Below are 13,477 nucleotides of genomic sequence, written 5' to 3'. Positions count from 1 at the left end.
CCGATGTCTGAACCGCTGCAGCCCGCCTATGTGTTGCACAGTCGGCCTTACCGTGACACCAGTGCCCTGGTAGACCTGCTCAGCCTGCGTGACGGGCTGCAGCGGGTGGTCTGGCGCGGTGCACGCGGCAAGGGCCGAGGCACGCGCCCGCAGCCCTTTGTACCGCTGTTGGCAAGCTGGTACGGGCGGGGCGAGCTGAAGACCCTGCAGCAGGCCGAGGTGGCCGGGGGGCACGCCCGGTTGCAGAGCGATGCGCTGTTCAGTGGTCTCTACCTTAACGAATTGCTGGTGCGTCTGCTCTCGCCGGGTGATGCGCAGACGTTGCTGTTTGCCGCCTACCAACACGCGCTGGAGCAATTGGCTGCGCCACTCGACAGCGTCGAGCCGATCTTGCGCAGCTTTGAATGGCAGCTGCTGCAGTTGCTGGGGTACGGTTTCAGCTTGACAGAGGACGCTTGGCAGCAGCCGTTGCTGGCTCACGGCTGCTACGCCTGGAGTGCCGAGCAGGGGCTGTACTCTGTACCGGCGGGCAATAATGGTGCCTTGCCTGGGGCGGGGCTGCTGGCTATGGCGAGCGCCGATTGGCAGCAGCCCGACGCGCTGCCGACCGCTAAACGCCTGATGCGTCAGGCCCTGGCGGTGCATCTGGGGGGCAAGCCGCTGGTCAGTCGGCAGCTGTTTGCGGCGGCGCGAAGCGCCGGCCAATCCTGAATCTTTTTACGGCGCCAGGGCGCCGTCGCTACCAATGGGAGAATCGTGCATGAGTCAGTCAGACCGGGTGCTGTTGGGTGTCAATATCGACCACGTGGCGACCTTGCGCCAGGCGCGCGGCACGCGTTATCCCGATCCGGTGCAGGCCGCCATTGAAGCCGAGCAGGCCGGTGCCGATGGCATTACCGTGCACCTGCGCGAAGATCGCCGCCATATTCAGGAGCGCGATGTGCGTCTGCTGTCTCAGGTACTGCAGACTCGCATGAACTTTGAAATGGCGGTGACCGACGAGATGGTCGCCTTTGCCGAAGAGATCCGCCCGGCGCATGTGTGCCTGGTGCCGGAGCGCCGCGAGGAGCTGACCACCGAAGGCGGCCTGGACGTTTGCGGTAACGAGGCGCGGGTGCACTCGGCCATTGAGCGCCTGGCTGCCGCAGGGTGCGAAGTGTCGCTGTTTATCGACCCGGATCCACGCCAGATCGAGGCCGCTAAGCGTCTTGGTGCGCCGGTCATTGAGCTGCACACCGGGCACTATGCCGACACCGAGGGCGCTGAGCAGCAGAAGGCGCTGTCGCGCATCCGCGAGTCGGTCAATTATGCGCGCAAGCTGGGTTTGGTGGTGAATGCCGGGCATGGTTTGCACTACCATAACGTGCAGGATATTGCCGCTATCCCCGGCATCAACGAGCTGAACATCGGCCACGCGATCATTGCGCGTGCCCTGTTTTCCGGTCTGGCTGGCGCGGTGCGTGACATGCGCCAGCTGATTTTGGAATCGGCGCGCCAATGATTCGAGGTATCGGCACCGACCTGGTGCTGGTCAGCCGGATTGAAGCGGTGCTGACGCGCCAGGGTGAGCGCTTTGCCAGGCGGATTCTGACCGCTGACGAGTTTGAGCGTTTTGCCGCCCACGGCCAGCCTGCTCGTTATCTGGCCAAGCGCTTTGCCGCCAAGGAGGCGATTCTCAAGGCGCTTGGCACCGGGTTGGCTGGCGGCCTGTCATGGCAGCATATGCAGATTGATCGTGACGAGCTGGGCGCCCCGCAGGTCGTGCTCAGCGGTGTGGCCGCCGACAAGCTGGCCGCAGGTGGTGGTGGACGCATGTTGTTGTCATTGAGCGACGAGCGCGAGCAGGCGCTCGCGTTCGCCGTCTGGTCACTGGACTGAGAGGCTCTCCTGCAGCCGCTCCATGGCGGCAAACAGCTGCTGAATCTCTGTATCCGCCGGGGCATTCTGTTTGAGCCGGGTTTCTGCCTGCAGGCAGCGCCGGCGCAATTCAGGTACGCCGCAATAGCGCGTGGCGCCATGCAGCCGGTGCACACTTTCCAACAGTCTTTGCTGGTCCCCCGCTTTCAGGCTTTCTTCAATCGCCTGCCGATCGTTGGGCAGGTTCTGCAGCAGCATATCCAGCATGTCCTGGGCCAAGTCGGCTTTACCGGCGGCCAGACGCAAGCCTTCTTCATGGTCGAGCACCGGGTTGCTGGGCGGGGCCGCGGGCGGGGGGCTGGTCGGCGCCGCGACAGGCTCTGTACCGAGATCCTGTCCGGTCCACTTGCGGATACTCTCGCGCAGCTGTTCAGGACTGATGGGTTTGCTCAGGTAGTCGTTCATGCCGCACTTGAGCAACTTGCGCCGCTCCTCGGCCAGGGCGTGGGCGGTGAGCGCAACAATGGGGGTGGCCGGCTGCTCGCTCAGCTCCTCCTGCAGACGAATCTCTTCGGTAGTCTGTCGCCCGTCCATGCCGGGCATCTGGACATCCATGAAAATCAGATCGAAGCGTTGCTCGGCCAGTACCTCCAGGGCCGCTTCACCGCTGTCGACCGCGCGAACCCGGGTGCCCATTTCCTGTAGAAAGGTTTCAACCAGCTTGAGGTTGGCGGGATTGTCGTCGACACAGAGAATGGTGACGCTGTCCGGGTTGGCGCGCCGCTCCTGTTCCGCGTCGGCGGCTGGCAGGTCGGGCAGAGCGCTGGGCCTGGGTTGCAGCAGTTGGCCGGTGGCACGGAACAGTTTGCGCATGCACAGTGGGCGCGAGAGCACCGCGCAACGGCCTTCGGGCAACTGATCCAGCTGCGGCGGCTGCGCGACCGCGTTGACCAGCAGGATGCTGGCGCAGCCATGCCCGGCCCAGCGCTGCACGTACTGCAGGCTGTCGGTCAGGCGATGCTCTGGGCTTTCGCTGCTGACCAGGGCGAGTTGGGGCGCGCTGGGTCCGCCCTCGAGCACGGCTTCGTCGAGGCTGCTCAGGGTGCTGAAGATACGCGTTTGCAGGCCCAGGTCTTCCAGCGCGTGCAGCAAGGCCTGGCGGCTCAGCGGGTTAGGTTCAAATACGCCGGCGTACAAGCCTTCGAACGGGCGGTTGGGCAGGTCGTCGTCGGCTTGGCTGGACTTGTTCAGGCTGGCAGTAAACCAGAACTCGGAGCCGGAGCCGGGGGTGCTGTGCAAGTGAATCTCACCATGCATCTGCTCGACCAGGCGTTTGGTGATGACCAGGCCAAGGCCAGTGCCGCCGGCCTGGCGGGTTGGAGAGTTGTCGACCTGGCTGAAGGCTCGGAACAGGGACTTTTGCTGCGCCTCGGTCAGGCCTACGCCGGTGTCCGTTACGCTGATGCGCAGCACCGCGCTGCTGTCGTTGTCCTCCTCCAGCATGACCCGCAGGCACACCGAGCCGTCGTGGGTGAATTTGATGGCATTGCTCAGCAGGTTGGATAACACCTGCTTGAGGCGCAGCGCATCGCCACTCAGCCCGAGTGGCACGTCGCGGTAGATCAGGCTGACCAGTTCCACCTGTTTCTGATGCGCCGCCGGTGCCAGCATGGTCAGGGTTTCCTCGACCAGATCGCGCAGGTTGAACGGCAGATTGTCCAATACCAGCTTGCCGGCCTCGATCTTCGAAAAGTCGAGTATCTCGTTGATGATGTCTTGCAGGCTTTTGGCCGACTTGCTGATGGTGTCCAGGTATTCGATCTGGCGCGGGGTCATTTCGGTGCGCTGCAGCAGGTTGCTGAAGCCGAGGATGCCGTTGAGCGGCGTGCGCAGCTCATGACTCATGTTGGCCAGAAACTCGGACTTGATGCGGCTGGCCTCCTGGGCTGCCTTGCGCGCCATGTCCAGCTCGATGTTCTGTACCTCAATGGTCTCCAGCGTCTGGCGCAGGTCTTCAGTAGCTTGCTCGACGTTTTGCTGCAGCTCGCCCTGGGCGCTTTGCAACGCCTGGGTCATGGTGTTGACGCCCTCCGCCAGGTCGTCCAGCTCGCGGGCACCCTGACGGGGCAGGCGCACGTCCAGCTGGCCCTTGCTGATGCGGGCAATGGCCTGGTTGATCTCGACAATCGGGTCGATGATATGGCGCCCCATGGTACTGACCATCAGGCCGGTGATCAGCAAGCCGAGCAGAATCAGGACCAGCGTGGTCAGCAGTGTCTGGTAGCTGCGCAGCTGGGTGTTGCCGTGGCTCAGCTCCACTTCCAGCCAGCCGATCAGGGCATCGGCTTCCAGGTCACTGCGCTCGGCCGCGCTGAGTAGCTCGGGGCTCGCCTGCAGCGGCAGTATAAAGCGGGTGCTGCGCTCGCCGGTGCGCACTTGCAGGCCGGTGCCGGCGGCCAGCGGGCTTTCCGGCAGCGCGCGATTGGCAGCGAGCATCTGCGGGCCGCTGTGCTCCAGGGGCTGATTGTCGGCGTCATACAAGGTGACCGCGCGCACGTCCTGGTAATTGAGAGTGTTGGCCAGGGTGGTGCGCATGCGCTGTGGTTGCCCGGCCAGCAGGGCCTCGGTAGCGGGGCGTTGCAGGTGCTCGGCGGTGAGCTGCCCGCGCTCGAGCAATTGCTTTTGCAGATCACCCAGGTGTTGCCAGCTGAAGTAGACGCCCACTGCGGCGGCCAGTATCCCGGCCGGGATCAGGGTCATCAGCAGGAGTCGGGCCTTGATGCCAATGTCGTTCATGGAGATGTGTTCCCGTTTCCTCGTCAGCCGTGCATTCAGGGGCGGCGCGAAATACGCACTTGGGTGGGCCAAATTAGGTTGTTGTCGGTATCATAGGCGGCTTGAGCAAAAAGCACAGCCTTGCCGACCCTCCTGGCGACGGTCAAGGCCGCTACGGTGACTCCATGACGCAGCATTATCCCACCATCGCCGATTGCATCGGCAACACCCCGCTAGTCAGGCTGCAGCGCCTGCCGGGCCAGACCAGCAACACCATTCTGGTCAAGCTGGAAGGCAATAACCCGGCCGGATCGGTGAAGGACCGCCCGGCGCTGTCGATGATCGAGCGGGCCGAGGCCCGTGGCGATATCCAGCCCGGCGATACACTGATCGAGGCGACCTCCGGCAATACCGGTATCGCGCTGGCCATGGCGGCGGCTATCAAAGGCTACCGCATGGTGCTGATCATGCCGGACAACATGAGCGCCGAGCGCAAGGCGGCGATGACCGCCTATGGCGCGCAGCTGATTGAAGTGACCCAGGCCCAGGGTATGGAAGGTGCACGCGACCTGGCTTTGCGCATGCAGGCCGAGGGCCAGGGCAAGGTGCTGGACCAGTTCGGCAATCAGGACAACCCCGAGGCGCATTATCGTGGCACCGGCCCCGAGATCTGGCGCGATACCCAGGGGACGGTGACGCACTTCGTCAGCTCGATGGGCACCACCGGCACCATTATGGGCACCTCCCGTTACCTCAAGGAACAGAATCCGGCTATCCAGATTGTCGGTCTGCAACCGATCGAAGGGGCGGCGATTCCCGGTATCCGCCGTTGGCCCAAGGAGTACCTGCCCACCATCTTTGATGAAACCCGGGTTGATCTGGTGATCGATATGGGGCAACAGGAAGCCGAGGTCACCATGCGCCGGCTGGCCCGCGAAGAAGGCATCTTCTGCGGTGTGTCTTCCGGTGGCGCGGTGGCTGCGGCGCTGCGTCTGAGTGCCGAGGTGGAAAACGCGGTCATTGTTGCCATCATCTGTGATCGCGGCGACCGTTATCTGTCCACCGGCGTTTACGACGGCCCGGCATGAAGCGCGGGCGTGGACGTCCGCGCGCGGCGCCGGCAGCGGATGCCCCGGCGGCGATCGGCCAGCGCATCGAACTGCAACTCGAGCGCCTGACCCACGACGGCCGAGGCATTGGCCGTTGGCGCGGGCGCACGGTGTTTGTCGAAGGCGGGCTGCCCGGTGAGCAGGTGCAGGCGCGGGTATTGCGGGCGCGCAGCAAGCTGATCGAGACGCGGCTGGAAAGCCTGCAGCAAGCCAGTGAGCGGCGCCAGCCGCTGCGCTGTGTACACGCCGATTTGTGCGGTGGTTGCAGCCTGCAGCATATGGCGCGCGAACAGCAGCTGGAGATCAAACAGCAGGCCTTGGCGCAGCAATTGCAGCACTTCGCTCAGGTTGAACCACAGGAGTGGGCGCCGGCGCTGGAAGGGCCTGCCTATGGCTACCGCCAGCGTACGCGGGTTGCGCTGCGCTGGGATCGCGGGTGCCGGCAGCTGGCTGTCGGCTTTCGTCAACGTGCCAGCAGTGAGCTGGTCAATGTCGAGCAATGCCCCGTCCTGGTGCCTGAGCTGGAGCGCGTGCTGATCCGTCTGCCGGCGCTGTTGCGCAGTTTGAACGGCGCCGATGCGCTGGGGCACGTCGAATTGATTGGGGCCGAACACCCGGCGCTGGTACTGCGCCACCTGCGTCCCTTGGGCGAGGCAGATCGCGAATGCCTGCTGGCCTTTGCTGTTGAGCATGGGCTGGGCTTGTGGCTGCAGGGTGACGAGTCGGGCGCTGTGCCCGTGAGTGGTGCGCTTGAACCGGCCTATCGTCTGGTCGACCAGCAGTTGATGCTGGGGTTTGCGCCCGGGGACTTTACCCAGGTCAATCCGCAGATCAACCAGGCGATGGTCAATCAGGCGCTGGACTGGTTGGTGCCGGAACCTGGGGAGGCGGTGCTGGATCTGTTCTGCGGTGTCGGCAACTTTGCCCTGGCGTTGGCGCGTGCCGGGGCTAAGGTGACGGGTATCGAAGGTAGTGTGGAAATGGTGGGCCGGGCGGCAGACAATGCCCGGAAAAACGGCCTTGATGAGGTGCACTTTTTCGCTGCCGACTTGTCGAAGCCCCTTGAAGTGCCGCCGGGGTCACCGCAGTACACGGCAGCGTTGCTTGATCCGCCGCGTGACGGCGCCGAGCAAATGGTAGTTGATCTGGCCGCCCTGGCGGTCGAGCGGATACTTTACATTTCCTGCAATCCGGCCACGCTGGCGCGCGATGCAGGCATTCTGGCAGGCAAGGGCTACACCCTGGTTCGGGCGGGCATCATGGACATGTTCCCCCAGACCGCCCATGTCGAGGCCATGGCACTGTTCCGGAGGCAATAGATCGCCGCCGGGCGAGGACAAGAAGATGGTACAGGTCAGAGCAGCACACCCGACCAATCAGGATGGCAGCGTCAATATCGACGCCTGGATCGAACGTATCGGGGAGCGCACGCAGCTTGTCGATCCCCAGACGCTGCATGAAGCATGCGAGTGGGCCCAAGAGCTGGAGCAGGCCGCCATCGAAGCGGAGAACATCTGGGCGGACGGTGCGAGCAGTTACCGCACTGGCCTGGAAATGGCCGAGATTCTGGCTGACCTCAAACTGGACCAGGACTCACTGGTCGCTGCCGTGGTCTACCGCGCGGTGCGCGAGCGCAAGACCGACCTGACCGAAGTGGAACACCGCTTTGGGCCGACCGTTGCCCACTTGGTGGATGGTGTGCAGCGCATGGCGGCCATCAGCGTGTCGCAGAACCCGGGCAATACGGCGAGCTTTAGTCCGCAGGCGCAGGTGGAGAACCTGCGCAAGATGCTGGTGACGCTGGTCGATGATGTTCGTGTGGCACTGATCAAGCTGGCCGAGCGCACCTGCGCCATCCGGGCGGTCAAGGATGCGCCGGAAGAAAAGCGCTACCGCGTCGCCCGCGAAGTATTCGACATCTACGCGCCGCTGGCGCACCGCCTGGGTATCGGGCATATCAAATGGGAGCTGGAAGACCTCTCGTTCCGCTATCTCGAGCCCACACAATACAAACAGATTGCCAAACTGCTGGACGAGCGTCGGCTCGACCGCCAGCAGTACATCGATGCTGTGATGGCCCAGCTGCGCGAGTCGCTGGAAGAGGCGTCGATTCATGCCGATATCACCGGCCGGGCAAAACACATCTATTCCATCTGGCGCAAGATGCAGCGCAAGGGCATCGATTTCAGTCAGGTCTATGACGTGCGCGCGGTGCGTATTCTGGTACCTCAGGTCCGTGACTGCTACACCGCGCTGGGTGTTGTTCATAGCCTGTGGCGGCATATTCCCAACGAGTTTGACGATTATGTCGCCAATCCGAAGGAGAACGGCTACCGCTCGCTGCATACTGCGGTGATCGGTCCCGAGGGCAAGGTGCTGGAGGTGCAGATCCGTACCCAGGGCATGCACGAGGAGGCTGAGCTGGGCGTCTGCGCCCACTGGCGCTACAAGGGCACCGATCTCGACAGCAACTCCAACGCCTATGAAGACAAGATCGCCTGGCTGCGTCAGGTGCTGGAATGGCACGAGGAGATGGGCGACATCGGCGGCTTGGCTGAGCAGCTGCGGGTCGACTTTGAACCGGACCGCATCTACCTGTTTACGCCCGATGGCCACGTGCTGGACATGGCCAAGGGGGCAACGCCGCTGGACTTCGCCTATCGGGTGCACACCGAAATTGGCCACAATTGCCGCGGCGCCAAGGTCAACGGGCGTATCGTGCCGCTGAATTACGTGCTGCAGACCGGCGAGCAGGTGGAGATCATCACCGGCAAGCAAAGCGGCCCAAGCCGCGATTGGCTCAACCCCAATCTCGGCTATCTGAACACCTCGCGCGCGCGCGCCAAGGTACAGCATTGGTTCAAGGAGCAGGCCCGCGAGCAGAACGCGCAAGCGGGCAAGCTGATGGTCGAACGCGAGCTGACCCGCATGGCACTGAACGGCGCCGATTATGCGCAACTGATTGATCGCCTCGGGCTCAAGAGCCAGGAGGATCTTTTTGTTGCCGTTGGGGCTGGTGACATGCGCCTGGCCCATGTGGTCAATGTGGCGCAACAACTGGTCGAGCCGGATCGTCACAGCGAACAGCTGGAGCTGATTCCCAAAAAGCCCAGCCGCAATGTCGGCCGCCGCGGCGATGTCTATATTCAGGGGGTCGGCAACCTGATGACCCAACTGGCTGGTTGTTGTCAGCCAGTGCCGGGCGATCCCATCATCGGCTACATCACGCTGGGCCGTGGCGTGACCGTGCATCGCGCCGACTGCGCCAATGCCATGCAGCTGCAAGATCGCGACTCGGAACGTCTGATCGAAGTCAGCTGGGGCGGCGCGCCGGTGCAGACCTATCCGGTGGAAATCTACATCAAGGCCTATGATCGCTCTGGTCTGCTGCGTGACGTCTCGCTGCTGCTGGCCAATGAGAAGATCAACGTACTGGAGGTCAGTACGCGGACGAACAAGGACGATAACTACGCGGCGATGCTGCTGACCATTGAAATTCCCAATCTCGGCATGCTCAGCCGCCTGCTGACGCGTATCAGCCAACTGCCGAACGTCATCGAAGCGCGACGCAATCGCCAGGAAAACCGCGCATGAGTTACCAGTTGGACGACCTGCTGTATCTGATGCAGCGTCTGCGTGATCCGCAGCATGGCTGTCCCTGGGATCTGCAACAGAATTACGCCAGTATCGTGCCGCACACGCTGGAAGAGGCCTATGAGGTGGCAGACGCCATCGAGCAGGGAGATTTCGAGCAGCTGCGTGGCGAGCTGGGCGATTTGCTCTTTCAGGTCGTCTACTACGCCCAGCTGGCGGGCGAGGAAAGCCGTTTTGGCTGGGCCGAGGTGGTGGATGGCATCACCCGCAAGCTGGTACGTCGCCACCCGCACGTGTTTCCCGACGGCAATCTGCGTACGCCGCCGGGCAGCCAGGCCCTGGCGCCAGAGCAGGTCAAGCGCCGTTGGGAGCAGATCAAGGCGGAGGAGCGGGCAGCGAAAGCGGCGCGTCCCGAACAGCTGTCGCTATTGGACGACGTGCCCACCGCACTGCCGGCACTGAGCCGTGCGCAGAAGCTGCAAAAGCGCGCTGCATCGGCCGGTTTCGACTGGCCCGAGGCGGCGCCGGTGGTTGACAAGATCAGCGAAGAATTGGATGAAGTGCGCGAGGCACTGGCGGCGGGTGACAACGCCGCCGTCGCCGAGGAGATGGGCGACCTGCTGTTCTGCGTGGTCAATCTTGCCCGGCACCTTGGTGTCGATGCCGAGAACGCCTTGCGTCAGGGCAATGCCAAATTTGAGCGGCGTTTTCGGTTTATCGAAGAGCAGCTCAGAGAGCAGGGCGCGACCGTGGCCGGGCGCGACCTGGCTGAGCTCGACGCCCTGTGGGACAGGGCCAAGCAGCAAGGTCTTTAGGGCGCGGTCTACCGCGCCCTGTTGCACTCACTCAGTGCTGGGTTTCCTGCTGGCGCTCGATCAGCTCCTGCAGATGCTTGCGGCTCAGTTCCAGATAGCGTGGCGTCGGCCCCTCGTCCTTGTACTGAGGGTCGCCCATCTCATCGATGGCTATCACTTCCTTTCCCGCCCGGTAGGGCAGACTGGCTTCCAGTTCTTCAAGCGCTGCGCCCAGCAGGTCGGTGATCAGGTCTTCAACCTGACGTTTGGGGTACATCTCGTGCAGCGCTTCCAGGCGCGCCGCATCTTCCAGCGTGAGATGGACCGCATAGCTGTTGCGGGTCACGCGGCCCTTGGCGTTCTTTTCCCAGGCTTGGGTGAGTTCACGGATCTTCATGGTTCCCCCTTTATTGCGTGTTGTCGCTTGTGGCGACACCCCCAGCATAGACCATTTGCGGGGGTGTACAGGTCTTGAGACCCCTTGTCAGCGGCAAGGTTGCATCGCATGCTGGGCGTCCCGTTTGCCTGGAGACAGAGTCATGACCGATATTGATGCCCGTTTGCGTGAAGACGTCCATAACCTCGGTACGCTGCTGGGGCAGACCATTCAGGCCCACCTGGGGGACGACTTTCTGCAACGCATCGAGCGTATTCGTCTGGGTGCCAAAAAGGGCCGCAAGGCCGACCAGGCAGCCAATGACGCGCTGCTGGGCGCCCTGCAGGATTTGCCTGACAGCCAGTTGTTGCCGGTGTGTCGGGCCTTTAACCAGTTTCTCAACCTGGCCAATATTGCCGAGCAGCATCACCGTATCCGCCGGCGCCGGGCCGATGAGCCGCAGGCCTTTGAATTGCGCTGTGTCAACGAGCTGCTGCAGCGCCTGAAGGCGGAGAATTTCAGTACTGACGCCATCGTCCAGCAGGTCAACGGGCTGGATATCGAGCTGGTGCTGACCGCCCACCCGACCGAAGTCACCCGCCGTACGCTGATCCAGAAGTACGACGCCATCGCTGATGCGCTGGCGCGTGGCGACCATGACGACCTGACGGCTACCGAGCGTGAAGAGGTGCGTCAGGATCTGGCGCGTCTGATCAGCGAGGCCTGGCATACCGATGAGATCCGGCGCAGCCGACCCACGCCGGTCGATGAGGCCAAGTGGGGCTTTGCGGTCATCGAACACTCGCTGTGGCAGGCACTGCCGCAGTTCCTGCGTCGCCTGGATGCCGATGTGCACGGCGCCACCGGCCAGCACCTGGATGTGCGTGCCGCGCCAGTGCGCATTGCCTCCTGGATGGGCGGCGACCGCGATGGCAACCCCAACGTCACCGCGCCCGTCACCCGCGAGGTACTGCTGCTGGGGCGCTGGATGGCGGCTGATCTGTACTTGCGCGATATCGAGGCGCTGGGCAACCAGCTGTCCATGCATGCGGCCAGCGATGAGCTGCTGGCCGCAGCCGGTAACGTCGATGAGCCCTACCGGGCCGTGCTCAAGCAACTGCGTACCCGACTGCAGGCGACCCGCGACTGGGCAGAGCAGTCGCTGACGGCTGATGTGGCCATGCCCGCCGAGGTGCTGCGCCAGCTCGACGATCTGCGCGGTCCGTTGGAGCTGTGTTATCAGTCGCTGCTTGCCTTTGGCCTCAAGCGCATCGCCAACGGTCCCTTGCTCGACACCCTGCGTCGGGTCAACGCCTTTGGTCTGGGGCTGGTACGCCTGGATATCCGGCAGGATGCGGCGCGTCACGCGCAGGTACTCAGCGAGCTGACCGAATACCTGCAGTTAGGCAACTATGCCGAGTGGGATGAAGAGGCCCGTTGCCGCTTTCTGCTGGAGGAGTTGCACAGCCGGCGCCCGCTGCTGCCGCCGGAATGGCAGCCATCGGCCGATGTCGCAGAAGTGCTGGCGACCTGCCGGGTCGTGGCCAGCCAGCCAGAGGAACTGCTCGGCTCCTATGTTATTTCCATGGCCTCGCACCCATCGGATGTGCTGGCGGTCAAGCTGTTGCTCAAGGAAACCGGCGTCCGCTGGCCGATGCGGGTGGCGCCGTTGTTCGAGACCCTGAGTGACCTTGATCATGCTGCCGACGCGATTGATCGCCTGCTGTCGCTGGAGCAGTACCGCGCGCTGGCGGGGGATGAACAGGAGGTCATGATCGGCTATTCCGACTCGGCCAAGGACGCCGGCACGCTCGCGGCAGGCTGGGCGCAGTACCGTGCCCAGGAAGCGTTGGTGGGTGTGTGTCAGCGCCACGGTGTGCATCTGCGGCTGTTTCACGGTCGCGGCGGCACCGTGGGTCGCGGTGGTGCACCTGCTCACATGGCCATTCTCTCGCAGCCACCGGGTTCGGTACGCGGTCAACTGCGGGTCACCGAACAGGGCGAGATGATCCGCTTCAAGTTTGGCCTGCCCGGGATCGCCGTGCAGAGCATGCTGCTCTATACCAGCGCCGTCATGGAGGCCAGCCTGCTGCCGCCACCGGCACCCGAGCCGGCCTGGCGTGAGCTGATGCAGCAGTTGGCTGATCGCTCGGTTGAAGTCTACCGGGGCGTGGTGCGCGGCGAGCCGCAGTTTGTCGAGTATTTCCGTCAGGCGACACCCGAGCAGGAGCTGGGTCGCCTGCCGTTGGGCAGCCGGCCGGCCAAGCGCCGCAGTCAGGGCGGCATCGAGAGTCTGCGTGCTATCCCCTGGATCTTTGCCTGGACTCAGACGCGCCTGATGCTGCCGGCCTGGCTGGGTGCCGGACAGGCGCTACGTGAAGCGCTGGACGCCGGCAAGCAGGCTCAGCTCACGCAGATGATGGAGGCCTGGCCGTTTTTCCTGGCGCGTGTGGAGATGCTGGAGATGGTGCTGTCCAAGGCCGATGTGGATATCGCGCGCTTCTATGAGCAACGCCTGGCCAGTCCGGACCTGTGGCCGCTGGGTGAACGTTTGCGCACGGCGCTGGCGCAGGCCACCGCGGTGGTGCTGCAGCTGCGTGACAGCGATGCACTGCTGGCGCACAACCCGGCGCTGGGCGAGTCGGTGGCGGTGCGCAACCCCTACACCGACCCGCTGCATGTGCTGCAGGCCGAGCTTATGAAGCGTACCCGTGCCCAGGGCGAGCGTGTCGATCCTGATCTGGAGCGGGCGCTGATGGTGACCATGGCCGGTATCGCGGCAGGCATGCGCAACACCGGCTGACCGGTCGGTCGTCAAGTATCCTGCGGGCGCGTTTGCCTGCGACAATGGTCCGTCTTGTGCATGGCCGCGTGGGCGTGTATGTTGAACGCCCTTTGCGAACCAGCACGCTCTGGACGCACCGTATTTACCGCATTCGCGCTGGCCGCGAGTGCCTGGCAGGTCGCTGGTT

The 13,477-nt window shown here is 63.7% G+C and carries 10 protein-coding genes; 8 read left to right on the top strand and 2 right to left on the bottom strand.

The genetic code is table 11. The features are described 5' to 3' along the window. Positions 1–3: 3 nt before the first annotated feature. From recO to acpS, 3 genes are read left to right on the top strand one after another with little or no spacing between them, the layout of a single operon-like run. Positions 4–711, top strand: coding sequence for a DNA repair protein RecO (gene recO / locus ASB58_RS11595; protein WP_118130914.1), 708 nt, complete (start codon positions 4–6; stop codon positions 709–711). A 49-nt stretch (positions 712–760) separates the two neighbouring features. Continuing rightward, entirely contained in the window at positions 761–1,501 is a 741-nt protein-coding gene (gene pdxJ / locus ASB58_RS11590; protein WP_118130912.1) for a pyridoxine 5'-phosphate synthase, read from the top strand. Beyond that, positions 1,498–1,878: a holo-ACP synthase gene (gene acpS, locus ASB58_RS11585; protein ID WP_118130910.1), complete on the top strand. Its 381-nt coding sequence runs from the start codon at positions 1,498–1,500 to the stop codon at positions 1,876–1,878. The genes pdxJ and acpS overlap by 4 nt, the downstream gene beginning before the upstream one ends. On the opposite strand, the gene ASB58_RS11580 is transcribed toward acpS, so the two are convergent. Beyond that, the gene (locus ASB58_RS11580) at positions 1,867–4,653 is read right to left on the bottom strand and encodes a response regulator (RefSeq protein ID WP_118130908.1); all 2,787 of its coding nucleotides are present in this window, start codon (positions 4,651–4,653) and stop codon (positions 1,867–1,869) included. The two genes, acpS and ASB58_RS11580, sit on opposite strands and share 12 nt — an antisense overlap. Before the next feature lie 164 nt (positions 4,654–4,817). Between ASB58_RS11580 and cysM the strand changes: the two genes are divergently transcribed. Genes cysM through mazG form a run of 4 tightly spaced genes read left to right on the top strand, consistent with a single transcriptional unit; the run spans position 4,818 to position 10,150 of the window. Further along, entirely contained in the window at positions 4,818–5,720 is a 903-nt protein-coding gene (gene cysM / locus ASB58_RS11575) for a cysteine synthase CysM (RefSeq protein ID WP_118130906.1), read from the top strand. Further along, positions 5,717–7,060 carry a 23S rRNA (uracil(1939)-C(5))-methyltransferase RlmD gene (gene rlmD / locus ASB58_RS11570; protein WP_118130904.1) on the top strand — a complete coding sequence of 448 codons (1,344 nt, stop codon included), beginning with the start codon at positions 5,717–5,719 and terminating at the stop codon, positions 7,058–7,060. Before cysM ends, rlmD begins: the two co-directional genes overlap by 4 nt. A gap of 25 nt (positions 7,061–7,085) precedes the next feature. After that, entirely contained in the window at positions 7,086–9,335 is a 2,250-nt protein-coding gene (relA, locus tag ASB58_RS11565; protein ID WP_096003045.1) for a GTP diphosphokinase, read from the top strand. Beyond that, positions 9,332–10,150, top strand: coding sequence for a nucleoside triphosphate pyrophosphohydrolase (gene mazG, locus ASB58_RS11560; protein ID WP_118130902.1), 819 nt, complete (start codon positions 9,332–9,334; stop codon positions 10,148–10,150). The genes relA and mazG overlap by 4 nt, the downstream gene beginning before the upstream one ends. A 31-nt stretch (positions 10,151–10,181) precedes the next feature. Here the strand turns inward: mazG and ASB58_RS11555 are convergent, their stop codons facing one another. After that, entirely contained in the window at positions 10,182–10,526 is a 345-nt protein-coding gene (locus ASB58_RS11555; protein ID WP_096003044.1) for a pilin assembly protein, read from the bottom strand. A 142-nt stretch (positions 10,527–10,668) separates the two neighbouring features. Here ASB58_RS11555 and ppc point away from each other — a divergent pair, with 142 nt between their 5' ends. After that, positions 10,669–13,308, top strand: a complete 2,640-nt coding sequence (gene ppc / locus ASB58_RS11550) for a phosphoenolpyruvate carboxylase (RefSeq protein WP_118130900.1) — start codon at positions 10,669–10,671, stop codon at positions 13,306–13,308. Positions 13,309–13,477 lie beyond the last annotated feature (169 nt).

It is taken from the genome of Pseudomonas abyssi, assembly GCF_003444685.1.
Classification (GTDB): Bacteria; Pseudomonadota; Gammaproteobacteria; order Pseudomonadales; family Pseudomonadaceae; genus Halopseudomonas; species Halopseudomonas abyssi.
The sequence above is the reverse complement of the archived record's forward strand: the minus strand, read 5'-3'. Positions and strand labels throughout refer to the sequence as shown.

What these genes read in the sequence shown, in the direction of transcription:
- rlmD (WP_118130904.1), top strand. Translation starts at nt 5,717, where the DNA reads ATGAAGCGCGGGCGTGGACGTCCGCGCGCGGCGCCGGCAGCGGATGCC.
- ASB58_RS11580 (WP_118130908.1), bottom strand. Translation starts at nt 4,653, where the DNA reads ATGAACGACATTGGCATCAAGGCCCGACTCCTGCTGATGACCCTGATC.
- pdxJ (WP_118130912.1), top strand. Translation starts at nt 761, where the DNA reads ATGAGTCAGTCAGACCGGGTGCTGTTGGGTGTCAATATCGACCACGTG.
- acpS (WP_118130910.1), top strand. Translation starts at nt 1,498, where the DNA reads ATGATTCGAGGTATCGGCACCGACCTGGTGCTGGTCAGCCGGATTGAA.
- recO (WP_118130914.1), top strand. Translation starts at nt 4, where the DNA reads ATGTCTGAACCGCTGCAGCCCGCCTATGTGTTGCACAGTCGGCCTTAC.
- cysM (WP_118130906.1), top strand. Translation starts at nt 4,818, where the DNA reads ATGACGCAGCATTATCCCACCATCGCCGATTGCATCGGCAACACCCCG.
- ASB58_RS11555 (WP_096003044.1), bottom strand. Translation starts at nt 10,526, where the DNA reads ATGAAGATCCGTGAACTCACCCAAGCCTGGGAAAAGAACGCCAAGGGC.
- relA (WP_096003045.1), top strand. Translation starts at nt 7,086, where the DNA reads ATGGTACAGGTCAGAGCAGCACACCCGACCAATCAGGATGGCAGCGTC.
- ppc (WP_118130900.1), top strand. Translation starts at nt 10,669, where the DNA reads ATGACCGATATTGATGCCCGTTTGCGTGAAGACGTCCATAACCTCGGT.
- mazG (WP_118130902.1), top strand. Translation starts at nt 9,332, where the DNA reads ATGAGTTACCAGTTGGACGACCTGCTGTATCTGATGCAGCGTCTGCGT.